The following is a 16,329-nucleotide window of genomic DNA, read 5'->3' on the forward strand; positions in this document are numbered from 1 at the left end:
ACAATAATGGATACCTACATGACAAATGCAGTAACCGTAAAGAACATCACCTTTCAGGAAGGGGAAACCCTCATTTGTGTACCGCTGATCGGCAAAACCCTCGATGAGATACTGGGTAACGCCCATGGTCTGGTCGATGCCGGCGCCGATATTATCGAATGGCGCGTTGACCACTTTACCCAGGTCAGAGACATGACCCAGGTGATGGCCGCGCTGGCGGAAATCCGTGGCGCGCTGAAAGCGCTCCCGCTGCTGTTCACCTTCCGCAGCAAGAAAGAAGGTGGCGAAACCGAGATCAGCGACGAAGCGTACTTCGCGCTCAATCGCGAAGCCGCGCGCAGCGGACTGGTTGATGTTATCGATATCGAGCTATTCAATGATGAAGCGCAGATCCGCGCGCTGGTTGACGATGCGCATGCCGCGGGCGTCAAGGTGATCATGAGTAACCATGATTTCCACAAGACTCCCGCTCAGGAAGATATTATCTATCGCCTGCGCCGCATGCAGGATCTGGGCGCCGACCTGCCGAAGATCGCGGTGATGCCGCAGTCGCCGCAGGACGTTCTGACCTTGCTTGCCGCTACGCTGACCATGAAAGAAAAATATGCCACTCGCCCGCTGATTACCATGTCGATGGGCAAATCCGGTGGCGTTAGCCGGGTTACCGGGCGCTTATTCGGCTCGGCGATGACCTTCGGTACCGTAGGACAGGCTTCTGCGCCAGGACAGATCGCCATCGCCAAACTACGTGAAGTGATGGATATTCTCTCCTGATGCCCGAATGGCCCGGAGGCGATCTCCGGGCCATCCACTAACAGAGATTCTGGCTGTCGTGGATAACCACATTTTTAAATGACTGTAGCGCCGGGGAAAGTAACCGATCTTTCATTGTCGCCAGATAGATATAGCGTGGGGGGATGGTGTTTTTAATCTTCAGGATGTGAACGTTGTAATAGGAGAGCGCGGAGATCCGCGGCATAATCGCGATCCCATAGTCAATACTGACCAGCCCGGCCATCGCGGTATCCTCATCCACGTAGCAGGCGATCTCCGGCACCAGCTTTTGCTGCATAAACACATTATCGATAAACGGACGTAAACCGCTATTCTCTGAAAAATAGATATAGGGATAATGAATCGTCTCTACCAGATCGACCTCATGTTCATACAGGCGGGCCAACGGATGATCCTTCGCCGTGACCACCACCAGCTCCTGCTGAATAACAGGAATAAAATCGATATCCGGCTCATCCGCAATATAAGAGCAAATCGCCAGATCGACTTTGCCAGCTTTCAGCTCCTGCAATAGGGTCAGCGATGTCCCCTGAGTAAAAGAAAAAGTAACGTTGTGACATTCAGGTGAAAGAGAATATTGATTAATTAACTGCGGAACAACATATTCGCCCATCGTGTAAATAAAGGCGATGCGAATATTCTCTTTATTCTCGGCGCCATTTTTTTGTAATGTCATCCGGCCATTCTCCAGCGAGGCCAGCGCATCTTCGACATACGGCAAAAAACGCTTGCCGTTTTGCGTAATTTTAACGTTCCGTCCCTGTCTGGCGAACAGCGCGACCCCTAACTCCTTCTCCAGCTCCGATATCGCATGGCTTAGCGAGGGCTGGGTGATGCACAGACTGGAGGCGGCTTCGGTGTAATGTTCGGTTTCAGACAGACGTTTAAAATAATAAAGTTGCTTTAGGTTCATTATTTTTGCCCGTATAATATAAGAATAAATGCACTGACGCTAATATACCATGCAAGCCACCAATAATGTGCGGGAGCGGGTAAATATCGGCGTTACATCAAATATTCTTTTGTGAAGCGTATGAATGTGCAACAAAGCGTTGCCATTCATAGATACTATCTATAGTTCCTGGAGATGTTTTTGCATGTGCGAATATATGCAAAAATATTTTAAACTTTAAAGGAACTCGCTATGAGTATGTCAAACTCTCAGGAAGTCCTCACTTCCTCATCGGGGACGAAAAAAAGAAGCCGCGTTCGGATAGTTATTTTACTGCTGTTGTCCGTCGGAACGATGATCAATTATCTCGATCGCACCATCCTGGGTATTGTCGCCCCACAATTAACCCAGGAAATTCATATCGATCCAGCGATGATGGGCATCATTTTCTCCGCCTTTGCCTGGACCTATGCGCTGGCGCAGATCCCTGGCGGGGTATTTTTAGACCGTTTTGGTAACAAGCTCACCTATGCCCTGTCTATTTTCTTCTGGTCGCTGTTTACTCTGCTGCAAAGTTTTACCCTCGGGCTGAAAACCCTGCTCCTCCTGCGCCTGGGGCTTGGCGTCAGCGAAGCGCCCTGCTTTCCGGCCAACAGCCGCATCGTCAGCACCTGGTTTCCCCAGCATGAGCGCGCGCGGGCGACGGCAACATATACAGTTGGCGAATATATAGGGCTGGCCGCTTTCTCGCCGCTGTTATTTTTAATCCTCGAACACCATGGCTGGAGAACGCTGTTTTTTCTCACCGGCGGATTAGGTATTTTATTTACGTTGGTGTGGTGGCGTTTTTATCACGAACCGCATGAATCACGCACGGCTAATAAAGCAGAATTGGATTACATCGGCGCAAACAACATTAACAATAAAATCCAGAACGTTCCATTTAACTGGCGTGACGCCAGGCGTCTGCTGGGCTGTCGTCAGATCGTAGGCGCCAGTCTGGGCCAGTTCGCCGGGAACACCACGCTGGTGTTTTTCCTGACGTGGTTTCCCAGCTATCTTGCCAACGAGCGCCATCTTCCCTGGCTTCACGTCGGATTTTTCGCCACCTGGCCCTTCCTCGCCGCCGCGATCGGCATCCTCTTCGGCGGCTGGATCTCGGACCGGTTGCTGAAGCGAACCGGCTCCGTCAACATCAGTCGAAAGTTACCAATAATTTCCGGTTTACTACTGTCCAGCTGTATTATTGCGGCGAACTGGGTAAGCGCTAACAGCACCGTTATCATTATTATGTCGGTGGCATTTTTTGGCCAGGGGATGGTCGGTCTGGGCTGGACCTTAATTTCTGATATTGCCCCGGAAAATATGGCAGGCCTCACCGGCGGCATATTTAACTTTTGCGCCAATATGGCATCTATTATTGCGCCACTGATAATTGGCGTGATTATCTCCGCAACGGGTAATTTCTTTTACGCGCTGATCTATGTCGGCCTGACGGCGCTGATCGGCGTGATTGCCTACATTTTTATCATCGGCGATATCAAGCGTATCGTCCTGGAGTAGTCAGCTTGCCCCGGCGACGCGGCTCGCCGGGGCAAGGCAGATTGTCAGATATCCTTCACCCTGCTGGTCAAAAACAGTGTCACCAGCGAAATCGCGGCGATTGTCCAGTAGACGCTGGCGTGGCCATAACTTTGCGACAGCGCCCCCTGCATCACGCCGGCGAGGATCACGCCGGTGGAAATACTGTTGGTGAACAGGGTGGTCGCCGCCCCCGCCCGACCCGGCATTAAGTCCTGGAACCACAGCATACCGATCCCGGCGATAATACCGATAAAGACCGCGTTAAATAGCTGCAGGGCCAGCAGCGCCGTACGGCCATGAAACAGAATCAACCCGGCATAAAACAGCACACCGGCCGCGACCGCCGCCACCATCATTTTACGTTTACCAAAGCGCTTCACGTAGTAACCGGCGAGGATCATCGCCGGTATTTCCAGTCCGGCGGCGGTGCCCATCAGGATCCCGGCAAGGCTGTCGGGAAGACCGAGATCGTTACTGATCCACAGCGGCATATCAATGATATACATCGTGTTGCAGGTCCACATCAGCGTGGAGGCGATAAACAGCATGCGCACGTTCTTATCCTGCCAGCCGCCGGCCTGCACCAGCGCCGCCGCCTCTTCCGAAGGCTGTTCCACCCGCGGGACCGAGGGCAGTTTAATGGCAATCAGCGCCAGACTAATCACAAAGATGCCCGCCGCAATGGAAAACATGGTGGTAAAGCCATAATTGAGGGCCAGCATAAAGGCCAGCGGCGGGCCAATCACCCACGCCAGCGACAGCTGGGCGCGCATGATCGAGCTGAACATCACCACTTCCCGCGCCGAGCTGTCGGCATACTCCCGGGCCAGGGCGAAGAGCTGCGGCATGGCGGCATTGGCGATGGACGCCAGCATCACCCCGCAGGTAATTAACGTCAGGTAGTGACGGTTGAAGGCAAACAGCAGCGCATTGCCCACCGCCATCAGGCAGCAGAGCATAATTAACCGCCGCCGATCGCCGCGGCTATCAGAGCGCTTAGCCAACGCCAGACTCACCAGGATCCCGGCAATGGCATTTACCGTGTAGAACAGGCCCACCCAGAACGGCTGCGCCCCTACTTCGCGGCTGAGAAACAAACTCAAGGTCGGCGCCTGCAACGCGCCCGCCACGCCCATCATAAAAGCAACCAGCATAAAGGCGGCATACACGCCGTTTAGCCGTCGTCCCATCGTCATCAACCACAGCATGGAATGTCCTTAACACACGCGAAGTAAACGAAAAAAGCCAGCAGAGGATTTCTGCTGGCGGGTGATTCTATACTCTATGGGTTTCATGTTGCAGGACAAAACGGTTAACCGTTTTGCACAGCGCTTGTGCTGGCCCTGAAAGGGTGAGCGTGGCCAGAACGTCAGGCCCTGAGCGCATCGACAGCGAAACGAGCGGTCGCGGCCAACGCCCCTGCAGCGTGAAAAACGACGAGTATAACACCAATACTCAGTCACACATGATGTCTGCAAGTCAATGATCAGAGGCCTTTGACGTCACTCCCCACTGCATCAGTTCTCCCAGGATTTCCTGTTGTCGTCCTGCCATCAGGCGGGCCAGCCAGGACGCATCCTGCGTCGCAGAAAAATAGCGCTGGTAGAACGATTTTGCGGTAGACCTCATCATATTCACCTCCTCGCTTCATCGGGATTCATTATTGGCTTAATATGGGGAGTAATAAATTGCTGAGTTTTGCGCAGGAGTTCCCCTTTTATGTCTTCCAGCCGTCTGCAACAACAGTTCATCCGCTTATGGCAGTGCTGCGACGGCAAGTCGCAGGAGACCACCCTCAACGAGCTGGCGGAAATGCTGAGCTGCTCGCGTCGCCATATGCGCACCCTGCTCAATATGATGGAGTCCCGCGGTTGGCTGGCCTGGGAGGCGGAGGCAGGTCGCGGCAAGCGTTCGCGGCTGACCTTTCTCTATACCGGTCTCGCCCTGCAGCAGCAGCGTGCCGAAGATCTCCTCGAGCAGGATCGCATCGATCAGCTGGTGCAGCTGGTCGGCGATAAGGCCGCTGTCCGCCAGATGCTGATCTCTCATCTTGGCCGCAGCTTCCGCCAGGGACGCCATATCCTGCGCGTGCTCTACTACCGTCCGATGAAGAATTTACTGCCCGGCAGTGCGCTGCGGCGTTCGGAAACGCATATTGCCCGGCAAATATTCAGCGCCCTGACGCGGGTAAATGAGGAAAATGGGGAACTGGAAGCCGATATTGCCCACCACTGGCAGCAGCTGACCCCCACCCACTGGCGCTTTTTCCTCCGCCCGGGCATCCATTTTCACCACGGCCGTGAGCTGGAGATGGCGGATGTGATCGCCTCTCTGCAGCGCAGCAATGCCCTGCCGCTCTATTCACATATCGAACGCATCGAATCGCCCACCGCCTGGACCCTGGATATTCATCTGCGCCAGCCCGACCGCTGGCTGCCCTGGCTGCTGGGTCAGGTGCCGGCGATGGCGCTGCCGCAGGAGTGGCAGACCATGAACCACTTTTCCTCCATGCCGGTCGGAACCGGCCCTTATGCCGTGGTGCGTAACAATCAGAACCAGCTCAAGATCCATGCCTTTGAAGACTATTTTGGCTACCGGGCGCTGATCGATGAGGTGAACGTCTGGGTGCTGCCGGAAATTAGTGAAGAGCCCAATGGCGGCCTGACGCTGCAGGGCAATACCGAAAGCGAAAAAGCGGTGGAGAGTCGCCTGGAAGAGGGCTGCTATTACCTGCTGTTCGACTCGCGAAGCCCGCTGGGGGCCAACGACGCGGTGCGTCGCTGGTTAAGCTATCTGTTTCAGCCCGCCAACCTGCTCTACCATGCGGGCGAACACTACCAGGGCAACTGGTTTCCCGCCTACGGCCTGCTGCCGCGCTGGCATCACGCCAGCAACCACGCCTGCGAGAAGCCGGCGGGGCTGGAGACCGTCACCCTCACCTATTACCGCGATCACGTCGAACATCGGGTGATCGGCGGGATTATGCGCGACCTGCTGGCAGCGCATCAGGTAAAACTGGAGATCCAGGAGCTGGAGTATGATGCCTGGCATCGCGGCGAGGTGGTCAGCGATATCTGGCTCAACAGCGTTAACTTCACCTTACCGATCGAATTCTCACTCTTCGCCTATCTGTACGAAGTCCCGCTCATTCAGCGCTGCATCCCCATTGACTGGCAGGCAGACGCCTGCCGCTGGCGCGCGGGAGAGTTTAATCCGGCCACCTGGAGCCAGCGGCTGCTGGCCGGGCAACATATCGTGCCGCTGATCCACCACTGGCTGATGATTCAGGGGCAGCGCAGTATGCGCGGCGTACGGATGAACACCCTCGGCTGGTTCGACTTTAAATCCGCGTGGTTTGCGCCGCCGGAGCCGTAAGCGCTTTCCGTCATCTGACAAAATCATTACACTAAGGCCGTTCTCAACGGGGTGCTAATAAACATACGCAATATCATTCACGTTGCATCAAGGCAGCAAGCGGGTGAATCCCCTGGAGCATAGATAACTATGTGACAGGGGTGAACGCGCGAAGCTAACGCAGATGCGGCTTGAAGGATGAAGCGTATGGGCTGAGAAAATACCCGTCGAACCTGATCCGGATAACGCCGGCGAAGGGATTTGAGGCTCACTCAAAATCCTTTGCCACCCCTTTTTTCTGAGGTGCAAAGTGTTGAAAAAATTACTCCCGCTGCTGGCGCTGGTCGCCATGCCCGCTCTGGCTAAGCCTGTCCTCACCGTCTATACCTATGACTCCTTCTCTGCCGACTGGGGCCCCGGCCCGGCGGTCAAAAAAGCCTTTGAAGCGGACTGCGGCTGCGAACTGAAGTTCGTCGCCCTGGAAGATGGCGTTTCGCTACTGAATCGCCTGCGCATGGAAGGCAAGAACAGCAAGGCCGACATCGTGCTTGGCCTGGATAACAACCTGCTGGAAGCCGCGGCGCAGAGTAAACTGTTCGCCAAAAGCCACGTTCCTGCCAGCGCGGTCAGCGTGCCGGGCGGCTGGGATAATGACACCTTTGTCCCCTACGATTACGGCTATTTCGCCTTCGTCTATGACAAAAACAAACTGGCTAACCCGCCGAAAAGCCTGAAAGAGCTGGTTGAGAGCCCGCAGAAATGGCGCGTCATCTACGAAGATCCCCGCACCAGTACCCCGGGGCTGGGCCTGCTGCTGTGGATGCAAAAGGTCTATGGCGATAAAGCACCCGAGGCCTGGCAGAAGCTGGCGGCGAAAACGGTCACCGTCACCAAGGGCTGGAGTGAAGCCTACGGTCTGTTCCTGAAAGGGGAAAGCGACCTGGTCTTAAGCTACACCACCTCGCCGGCTTACCACATTATTGAAGAGAAGAAAGACAACTATGCGGCGGCGAGCTTCGCCGAAGGCCATTATCTGCAGGTCGAAGTTGCCGCGCGTACCGCCGCCAGCAAGCAGCCGGAACTGGCGGAGAAGTTCCTCAAATTTATGGTCTCGCCTGGCTTCCAGAACGCCATCCCCACCGGGAACTGGATGTATCCGGTGACTCAGGTCGCGCTGCCGGCCGGGTTTGATACCCTGGTGAAGCCGCAGACCACCCTGTCGTTTACCCCGCAGCAGGTCGCCAGCGAGCGTCAGACCTGGATTAGCGCATGGCAACGCGCCGTCAGCCGCTAAACCTTCGCGGGCTATTGCCGGGCCTTTTTGCCGCCACCCTGCTCTGCGCCGTCGCGCTGGCGGCGTTTCTGGCGCTGTGGTTTAGCGCCCCCGGCGCGGGCTGGCAATCGGTCTTCAGCGATAGCTACCTGTGGCACGTGGTGCGCTTCTCCTTCTGGCAGGCGTCGCTGTCAGCGCTGTTCTCGGTGGTGCCGGCCATCTTTCTCGCCCGCGCCCTTTACCGGCGTCGCTTCCCGGGCCGCACACTGCTGCTGCGCCTGTGCGCGATGACCCTGATCCTGCCGGTGCTGGTGGCGGTGTTCGGCATCCTCAGCGTCTATGGCCGCCAGGGCTGGCTGGCCTCGCTGTTTCACGCGCTCGGCTGGCAGTGGGATTTCTCGCCCTACGGTCTGCAGGGCATCCTGCTGGCGCACGTCTTTTTCAATATGCCGATGGCCACCCGCCTGCTGCTGCAGGCGCTGGAGAGTATCCCTGGTGAACAGCGGCAAATTGCCGCCCAGCTTGGCATGCGCGGCTATGCCTTCTTCCGCCTCGTCGAATGGCCGTGGATGCGCCGCCACATTCCCGCCGTCGCTGCGCTGATTTTTATGCTCTGCTTCGCCAGCTTCGCCACCGTGCTGTCGCTGGGCGGCGGCCCGAAGGCCACCACGATTGAGCTGGCTATCTACCAGGCGCTGAGCTTTGACTACGATCCGGCGCGCGCGGCAATGCTGGCGCTGATCCAGATGCTTTGCTGCCTCGCGCTGGTGCTGCTCAGCCAGCGCCTCAGTAAAGCGGTGGCTATCGGCGTCAGCCATGTCCGCGGCTGGCGCGACCCTGACGATCGTCTGCACAGCCGCCTGAGCGACGGACTCTTGATCGGCGCCGCCCTGCTGCTGCTGCTCCCACCGCTGCTGGCGGTCATCGTCGACGGGATCAACCGCAACATGCTGAACGTGCTGGCGCAGCCAGCGCTCTGGCAGGCATTGAGTACCTCTCTGCGCATCGCCATCGCCGCCGGGCTGTTGAGCGTAACCCTGACGATGATGCTGCTGTGGAGCAGCCGGGAGCTGCGCGCCCGCCAGCGGCCGCTGGCCGGGCAGGCGATGGAGCTGAGCGGCATGTTAATCCTTGCCATGCCGGGGATTGTGCTGGCCACTGGCTTTTTTCTGCTGCTCAGTAACAGCGTCGGACTGCCGGAGTCCGCCGACGGCATCGTCATCTTCACCAATGCCCTGATGGCGATCCCCTACGCGCTCAAAGTGCTGGAAAACCCGATGCGCGACGTGACCGCTCGCTACAGTATGCTGTGCCAGTCGTTGGGGATTGAAGGCTTCACGCGGCTGCGGGTGGTTGAGCTTCGCGCCCTCCGGCGCCCGCTGGCCCAGGCGTTAGCCTTCGCCTGCGTGCTGTCGATTGGTGACTTCGGCGTGGTGGCCCTGTTCGGCAACGAGGCGTTCCGCACCCTGCCTTTCTATCTGTACCAGCAGATAGGCGCCTACCGCAGCCAGGACGGGGCCGTCACCGCCCTGCTCCTGCTGCTGCTCTGTTTCTTATTATTTACGCTGATTGAAAAACTTCCGGGGCGCGATGCTAAAACTCAATGATGTGACCTGGCTGTACCAGCATCTGCCGATGCGCTTTACCCTCGACGTCGCGCGCGGCGAGCGCATCGCGGTGCTCGGCCCCAGCGGCGCCGGAAAGAGCACCCTGCTGAATCTGATCGCCGGTTTTCTACCGCCCGCCAGCGGCAGCCTGCGGATCAATGGCGAGGTGCATAACGCGACGCCGCCGGCGCAGCGTCCGGTCTCGATGCTGTTCCAGGAGAATAACCTGTTTAACCATCTCACGGTTCGGCAGAATATCAGCCTCGGGATCCACCCGGGCCTGAAACTGAGCCGCGAGCAGCAGGCGCAGGTGGCGGCAATGGCCGGACAGATGGGAATTGATGCGCTGCTGGAACGCCTGCCGGGCGAGCTTTCCGGCGGTCAGCGGCAGCGCGCGGCGCTGGCCCGCTGTCTGGTGCGCCAGCAGCCGGTGCTGTTACTGGATGAACCCTTCTCAGCGCTTGACCCGGCGCTGCGTCAGGAAATGCTGTCCCTGGTCGCCGATGTCTGCGAGCAGCAGCAGCTCACTCTGCTGATGGTCTCCCACAGCGTGGAAGATGCCGCGCGCATCGCGCCGCGCTCGATAGTGGTCGCCGAAGGGCGGATTGTCTGGGATGGCGCCACCGCCGAGCTGTTAAGCGGCAACAGCAGCGCCTCACATCTGATGGGCATCAGCGCGCAATAACCTTGTGCAGGATCGCCAGATAGACCGGCATCAGCGGATGGCGGCAGACCAGAGTCAGCGCCGTCGCGGCGACCACCACCATCAGCGGTGACAGCCACAGTAGTCGGCCGCGCGGCAGCCAGCGGGTCAGGCGATCGCCTGAGGTTTTCGCGCTCCGCCACAGCCGCCAGCACAGCCACCCTGCCAGCCAGGCCAGCAGCGCCGCCCCCAACAGCAGCCATTTAAAGCTGGCGCTGTTTTCATCGGCCGGAATATCAATCGCCGCCCCGGCGAGAATGCCGGGCAGGAAATAGAGCGGCGGCCAGAGCAGGCAGCCGATAATATTCGGTAGCACAAACTTCGCCACCGGCAGATCGAGCATCCCGGCGACCATCGGCACCAGCGGTCGCGTCGGCCCAACAAAGCGGCCGATCAGAATGGTGATCATGCTGTGCTGATGCAACGCATGCTCGGTCTTCTCCAACAGGGCACGGTTTTTCTTCATAAACGACCAGCGGTGCAGCGGCTTTTTAAAGCGCCAGCCGAGCCAGAATGAGATCCAGTCGCCCAGCAGACAGCCGACAATCCCCGCCAGCCACGCCTGCCAGAAGTTAACCTCACCGCTGCCGATAAGCGCCCCAAGGCCGGCCATCATCACCGTTCCGGGTAAGATAAGCCCCACCAGCGCCAGCGACTCGAGAAAGGCCACCAGCATCACGGCTAACAACGAGTAGACCGTGGATTGGGTGATAAAGTGTTCCAGCAATGCTTGCATAATGTACCCGGTTAAAAAACGAAGCCCGGATTCTCCGGAGCCATCGCGCCCTCGTCAAGCCACCAATTGTCTTAATAGTTTACTGGCTGTGATATTTAAGCGGGTCATCATTTCACTTTCTTTACTTTTTATTCACATCCTGCACGGAATTCGCTCGGGCTGGCGCCGGTGCATTTTTTAAATACGCGCGAAAAATAGAGCTGATCTTCAAAGCCAACGTTGCGCCCGACGGTGGCGATCGGCATCCGTGTCGTGCTCAGCAGCAGTTTGGCCTGGCTGATGCGCTGATCTTCCCGCCAGCCGAGCACGCTGATCCCCAACTGCTGGCGGAACAGGTGCGACAGACGCGAGGGCGACAGGCAGACGTGCTGGGCGACGCTGGCAATATCAAAATGGCTGTCCGCCAGATGGTCGCTGATGTACTGGCAGGCGTCGCGCACCCGGTTATCCAGCGGCGGATGCAGCGATTCGTTGATCGCCTCCATGCGCCGCAGCAGCAGCTGTTCCAGCAGATTTATCGCCAGCAGTTCGGAATAGCGCCCCGCCCCCTGCCCGGCATCGACGATCTGGCCGAACAGTTCGCCAAAGCGCGCCTGCCACTGTTCATCCGGACGGAAAAAGCCGGTCTGGGCGAAGATCGTCGGCCAGTTGAGCCACTCGTGCCAGTAGGCGCGTGGCCGGAAGTAGACCCACTGGTGATACCACTCGCTGGCGTCGGGATGGCGGCCGTAGTGATGGATTTCCCCTGGCGGGAACAGCAACATATCACCCGGCCGGCAGACGAACTGCTCGCCGTGGTTGTTGATAACACCCTCGCCGCGGATCGTCAGGTTGAGAATATAGCCTTTCATGCCCAGCGGGCGGTCGATAAAGAAATCCAGGTATCCCTGCGCCTCAATCGGCGTGAGGCCGGTGACCAGATGAGCGTTAAAAGAGTAGCCCGGCAGCAGCGGATCGTTTTGCGTTTCGGCCATACGCGTGGTTCTCCCCGAAGGTATTAGTGACACCAATTGTCCATATTCATCATTTTATCGCTCTCGGCCCTGTCGCGACTGCGACGGCGGTGGGAATTTCGCTAAAAAGCCGCACGGTAAGCGAAAAAGCGCCAGCAGCGTGCATTCCACCGTGATATACCGGGTAACAAAAGTGTCTATAAATACGGCAGGAAAGTCCACATCGAATATTTGCACGGCGTCACACTTTGCGAGGTGACAGCAAAATAATCCATAAGATTAGCGAATCCGGCCTGACGGATTTTGCCGGGGATATCTACTGTTGCTGCATGAATGATTTCTGCATGGAGTAACAAGATGGCAATTGCGATTGGCCTCGACTTTGGTAGTGACTCAGTCCGCGCCCTGGCGGTGGAATGCGCGTCCGGCGCAGAGCTGGCGGCAAGCGTAGAGTGGTATCCGCGCTGGCGGGAAGGACAGTATTGCGATGGGGCTAACAACCGGTTCCGCCACCACCCGCGAGATTACATCGAGTCCATGGAAGCGGCGCTGAAAAGCGTGCTCGCTTCGCTGAGCGCCGAACAGCGCGCCGACGTCGTGGGCATTGGCGTCGACAGCACCGGCTCAACCCCGGCTCCCGTTGATGCCGAGGGCAACGTGCTGGCGCTGCGCGAAGAATTCGCTGACAACCCTAACGCCATGTTTGTCCTGTGGAAGGATCACACCGCGGTCGAGGAAGCCGAGGCGATCACCCGCCTGTGTCACCAGCCGGGCAAAGAGGATTACTCGCGCTATATCGGCGGTATCTACTCCAGCGAATGGTTCTGGGCCAAAATCCTTCACGTCACCCGCGAAGATAGCGCCGTCGCCCAGGCTGCCGCCTCGTGGGTAGAGCTTTGCGACTGGGTACCCGCCCTGCTCTCCGGCACCACCCGTCCGCAGGATCTGCGCCGCGGCCGCTGCAGCGCCGGACATAAATCGCTGTGGCACGAAAGCTGGGGCGGTCTGCCGCCGGCCAGCTTCTTCGATGAGCTTGATCCCATCATTAACCAGCATCTGGCCTGGCCGCTGTTCACCGATACCTGGACGGCCGATGTGCCGGTCGGCACGCTGAGCGCAGAGTGGGCCCAGCGTCTGGGTCTGTCGCAGACCGTGGCCATCTCCGGCGGCGCCTTCGACTGCCATATGGGCGCCGTTGGCGCCGGGGCGCAACCTAACGCGCTGGTGAAAGTCATCGGCACCTCCACCTGCGACATCCTGATTGCCGATAAAGAGAGCGTCGGCGAGCGCACGGTAAAAGGCATCTGCGGGCAGGTTGACGGCAGCGTGGTTCCGCACTTTATCGGCATGGAGGCAGGCCAGTCCGCCTTCGGCGATATTTACGCCTGGTTTGGCCGCATTCTCGGCTGGCCGCTGGAACAACTGGCTCAGCAGCAGCCGGCGTTGCGCGAGCAAATCAAAGCCAGCCAAAAACAGTTACTGCCGGCGCTCACCGAAGCCTGGGCCAATAATCCGTCCCTCGATCACCTGCCGGTGGTGCTCGACTGGTTCAACGGCCGCCGCACGCCGAATGCCAACCAGCGTCTGAAAGGGGTGATCACCGATCTTAACCTGGCGACCGACGCGCCGGCGCTGTTCGGTGGCCTCATCGCCGCCACCGCCTTTGGCGCCCGCGCCATTATGGAGTGCTTCACCGAGCAGGGGATCCCGGTTAACAACGTGATGGCCCTCGGCGGTATCGCACGGAAAAACCAGGTCATCATGCAGGCCTGCTGCGATGTGCTGAACCGCCCGCTGCAGATTGTCGCCTCCGATCAGTGCTGTGCGCTGGGGGCGGCTATCTTCGCCGCCGTCGCCGCCGGCGTCTATGACGATATTCCCGCCGCCCAGCAGCGGATGGCAAGCCAGGTGGAAACCACCCTGCAGCCACGCCCGGCGCAGGCGCAACGTTTCGAACAACTCTATCAGCGCTACCAGCAGTGGTCGATCAGCGCTGAACAACACTATCTCCCTTCGGCTGCAAAGGCGGAAAAAGCCCCGCAATCTCAGGCAGCGCTCACCCATTAAGGATACGAAAATGACGATTTTTGATAACTATGAAGTATGGTTCGTTATTGGCAGTCAACATCTGTACGGCCCGGAAGCCCTGCGCCAGGTGACGAAGCATGCCGAACATGTGGTGAACAGCCTGAATGCGGAAGCCAAACTGCCGTGCAAACTGGTCCTTAAGCCGCTGGGCACCACCCCGGACGAGATCACCCATATCTGCCGCGACGCCAACTACGATGACAAATGCGCCGGGTTAGTGGTCTGGTTGCATACCTTCTCGCCGGCAAAAATGTGGATCAACGGCCTGACCATCCTCAACAAGCCGCTGCTGCAGTTCCATACGCAATACAATGCCGCGCTGCCGTGGGACAGCATCGATATGGACTTTATGAACCTGAATCAGACCGCGCACGGCGGCCGAGAGTTCGGTTTCATCGGCGCCCGTATGCGCCAGCAACACAGCGTGGTCACCGGCCACTGGCAGGATAAAGAAGCCCACCAGCGCATCGGCGGCTGGATGCGCCAGGCGGTCTCCAAACAGGATACTCGCCATCTGAAAGTGTGCCGTTTCGGCGATAACATGCGCGAAGTGGCGGTGACCGACGGCGATAAAGTCGCGGCGCAGATCAAGTTTGGCTTCTCAGTGAACACCTGGGCGGTCGGCGATCTGGTGCAGGTGGTCAACAGCATCAGCGACGGCGATATCAGCGCGCTGGTCGATGAATATGAAAGCAGCTACCGTCTGACCCCGGCAGCGCAGGTTCACGGCGAGAAGCGCCAGAACGTGCTGGACGCCGCGCGCATTGAGCTGGGGATGAAACGCTTTCTCGAGCAGGGCGGGTTCCACGCCTTTACCACCACCTTTGAAGATCTCCACGGCCTGAAACAGCTTCCGGGTCTCGCCGTGCAGCGCCTGATGCAGCAGGGCTACGGCTTTGCCGGTGAAGGCGACTGGAAAACCGCCGCTCTGCTCCGCATCATGAAGGTGATGTCAACCGGTCTGCAGGGCGGCACCTCCTTTATGGAGGATTACACCTACCACTTCGACAACGGCAACGACCTGGTGCTCGGTTCGCATATGCTGGAAGTGTGCCCGACGATCGCTACCGCTGAGAAACCGATCCTCGACGTCCAGCCGCTGGGTATCGGCGGCAAAGCGGATCCGGCGCGTTTGATCTTCAATACCCAGACCGGCCCGGCGATTGTCGCCAGCCTGATCGATCTGGGAGATCGCTTCCGTCTGCTGGTCAACACCATTGAAACCGTCCCGACGCCGCACGATCTGCCGAAGCTGCCGGTGGCCAACGCCCTGTGGAAAGCGCAGCCGGATCTGCGTACCGCTTCGGAAGCCTGGATCATCGCCGGTGGCGCGCACCATACCGTCTTCAGCCATGCGCTGAACCTCGACGATATGCGCCAGTTCGCCGAGCTGCACAATATCGAGCTGACGGTCATCGACAACGATACCCGTCTGCCGTCCTTCAAGGACGCGCTGCGCTGGAATGAAGTGTATTACGGTTCAAAACGCTAAGAGGCCGTCCCCTCACCCTTTCCCTCTCCCCGTTGGGGAGAGGATACCGTCAGGGCGCCATGCCGCCTTTTTCCCTCTCCCGCCGGGAGAGGGTCGGGGTGAGGGATACCCGACTCGCCTGCTATTCGGAGCACACTATGTTAGAAGATCTTAAACGCCAGGTTCTGGAAGCCAACTTAGCGCTGCCGCAGCATAATCTGGTGACCTTAACCTGGGGCAACGTCAGCGCCGTCGACCGCGACCAGGGCGTTCTGGTTATCAAACCCTCCGGCGTGGATTACCGCGTGATGACCGCCGACGATATGGTGGTCGTCAGTCTGGAGACTGGCGAGGTGGTGGAAGGCAACAAGAAGCCCTCGTCGGATACCCCTACTCATCGCCTGCTGTATCAGGCCTTCCCGACGCTGGGCGGTATTGTGCATACCCATTCGCGCCACGCCACCATCTGGGCGCAGGCCGGGCAATCCATTCCAGCGACCGGCACCACCCACGCTGACTATTTCTATGGCCCGGTTCCCTGCACCCGGTTGATGACCGATGCGGAGATCAACGGCGAATATGAGTGGGAAACCGGCAACGTGATTGTCGAAACTTTCCGTCAGCAGGGAATCGACCCGGCGCAGATGCCCGGCGTGCTGGTGCACTCCCACGGCCCGTTTGCCTGGGGTAAGAATGCCGAAGACGCGGTGCATAACGCCATCGTGCTGGAAGAGATCGCCTATATGGGCATCTTCTGTCGCCAGCTGGCGCCGCAGCTGCCGGATATGCAGCAGACGCTGCTAGATAAGCATTATCTGCGTAAGCACGGGGCCAAAGCCTACTACGGCCAATAATCACCCTGCTCGCCACCGT

At 58.5% G+C, this 16,329-nt stretch carries 14 protein-coding genes and 1 riboswitch; of the genes, 9 read left to right on the top strand and 5 right to left on the bottom strand.

Annotated features, from left to right (window positions below; genetic code table 11):
- Window positions 1-18 precede the first annotated feature (18 nt).
- On the top strand, window positions 19-774 hold the full coding sequence (gene aroD, locus R0140_RS22895; RefSeq protein ID WP_012968942.1) for a type I 3-dehydroquinate dehydratase: 756 nt from the start codon (window positions 19-21) through the stop codon (window positions 772-774).
- Window positions 775-811: 37 nt separating this feature from the next.
- On the opposite strand, the gene R0140_RS22900 is transcribed toward aroD, so the two are convergent.
- The gene (locus tag R0140_RS22900; RefSeq protein WP_012542863.1) at window positions 812-1,708 is read right to left on the bottom strand and encodes a LysR family transcriptional regulator; all 897 of its coding nucleotides are present in this window, start codon (window positions 1,706-1,708) and stop codon (window positions 812-814) included.
- Between the two features lie 231 nt (window positions 1,709-1,939).
- Between R0140_RS22900 and R0140_RS22905 the strand changes: the two genes are divergently transcribed.
- Complete coding sequence (locus R0140_RS22905; protein WP_012542864.1) at window positions 1,940-3,250, top strand: MFS transporter; 1,311 nt, start codon at window positions 1,940-1,942, stop codon at window positions 3,248-3,250.
- A gap of 44 nt (window positions 3,251-3,294) precedes the next feature.
- On the opposite strand, the gene R0140_RS22910 is transcribed toward R0140_RS22905, so the two are convergent.
- Window positions 3,295-4,479: a sugar efflux transporter gene (locus tag R0140_RS22910; protein WP_008807453.1), complete on the bottom strand. Its 1,185-nt coding sequence runs from the start codon at window positions 4,477-4,479 to the stop codon at window positions 3,295-3,297.
- Window positions 4,480-4,750: 271 nt separating this feature from the next.
- Window positions 4,751-4,903: a glucose uptake inhibitor SgrT gene (sgrT, locus tag R0140_RS22915; protein ID WP_012542866.1), complete on the bottom strand. Its 153-nt coding sequence runs from the start codon at window positions 4,901-4,903 to the stop codon at window positions 4,751-4,753.
- A gap of 87 nt (window positions 4,904-4,990) precedes the next feature.
- On the opposite strand from sgrT, the gene sgrR reads away from it, so the two are divergent.
- The 4 genes from sgrR to thiQ all read left to right on the top strand — a co-directional run bounded on the left by sgrR (window position 4,991) and on the right by thiQ (window position 10,190).
- A complete protein-coding gene (gene sgrR / locus R0140_RS22920; protein ID WP_317703905.1) occupies window positions 4,991-6,646 on the top strand; it encodes an HTH-type transcriptional regulator SgrR in 1,656 nt (551 codons plus the stop codon).
- 37 nt (window positions 6,647-6,683) lie between these two features.
- Window positions 6,684-6,903, top strand: a riboswitch (TPP riboswitch).
- A 32-nt stretch (window positions 6,904-6,935) separates the two neighbouring features.
- Complete coding sequence (gene thiB, locus R0140_RS22925; protein ID WP_032731612.1) at window positions 6,936-7,919, top strand: thiamine ABC transporter substrate binding subunit; 984 nt, start codon at window positions 6,936-6,938, stop codon at window positions 7,917-7,919.
- Window positions 7,895-9,505, top strand: a complete 1,611-nt coding sequence (gene thiP, locus R0140_RS22930) for a thiamine/thiamine pyrophosphate ABC transporter permease ThiP (protein WP_012968945.1) — start codon at window positions 7,895-7,897, stop codon at window positions 9,503-9,505. Before thiB ends, thiP begins: the two co-directional genes overlap by 25 nt.
- Entirely contained in the window at window positions 9,489-10,190 is a 702-nt protein-coding gene (gene thiQ, locus R0140_RS22935) for a thiamine ABC transporter ATP-binding protein ThiQ (RefSeq protein WP_012542868.1), read from the top strand. Before thiP ends, thiQ begins: the two co-directional genes overlap by 17 nt.
- On the opposite strand, the gene R0140_RS22940 is transcribed toward thiQ, so the two are convergent.
- On the bottom strand, window positions 10,177-10,944 hold the full coding sequence (locus tag R0140_RS22940; protein WP_008807458.1) for a DedA family protein: 768 nt from the start codon (window positions 10,942-10,944) through the stop codon (window positions 10,177-10,179). The two genes, thiQ and R0140_RS22940, sit on opposite strands and share 14 nt — an antisense overlap.
- Window positions 10,945-11,072: 128 nt before the next feature.
- On the bottom strand, window positions 11,073-11,918 hold the full coding sequence (gene araC / locus R0140_RS22945; protein ID WP_004204301.1) for an arabinose operon transcriptional regulator AraC: 846 nt from the start codon (window positions 11,916-11,918) through the stop codon (window positions 11,073-11,075).
- A 336-nt stretch (window positions 11,919-12,254) separates the two neighbouring features.
- Between araC and araB the strand changes: the two genes are divergently transcribed.
- The 3 genes from araB to araD all read left to right on the top strand — a co-directional run bounded on the left by araB (window position 12,255) and on the right by araD (window position 16,310).
- Complete coding sequence (gene araB, locus R0140_RS22950; RefSeq protein WP_012542869.1) at window positions 12,255-13,964, top strand: ribulokinase; 1,710 nt, start codon at window positions 12,255-12,257, stop codon at window positions 13,962-13,964.
- 10 nt (window positions 13,965-13,974) lie between these two features.
- A complete protein-coding gene (araA, locus tag R0140_RS22955) occupies window positions 13,975-15,477 on the top strand; it encodes an L-arabinose isomerase (RefSeq protein WP_008807461.1) in 1,503 nt (500 codons plus the stop codon).
- 137 nt (window positions 15,478-15,614) lie between these two features.
- Window positions 15,615-16,310 carry an L-ribulose-5-phosphate 4-epimerase gene (gene araD, locus R0140_RS22960; protein ID WP_012968949.1) on the top strand — a complete coding sequence of 232 codons (696 nt, stop codon included), beginning with the start codon at window positions 15,615-15,617 and terminating at the stop codon, window positions 16,308-16,310.
- Window positions 16,311-16,329: the final 19 nt, after the last annotated feature.

This window comes from Klebsiella sp. w6 (assembly GCF_033100215.1).
Lineage (GTDB): Bacteria > Pseudomonadota > Gammaproteobacteria > Enterobacterales > Enterobacteriaceae > Klebsiella > Klebsiella variicola.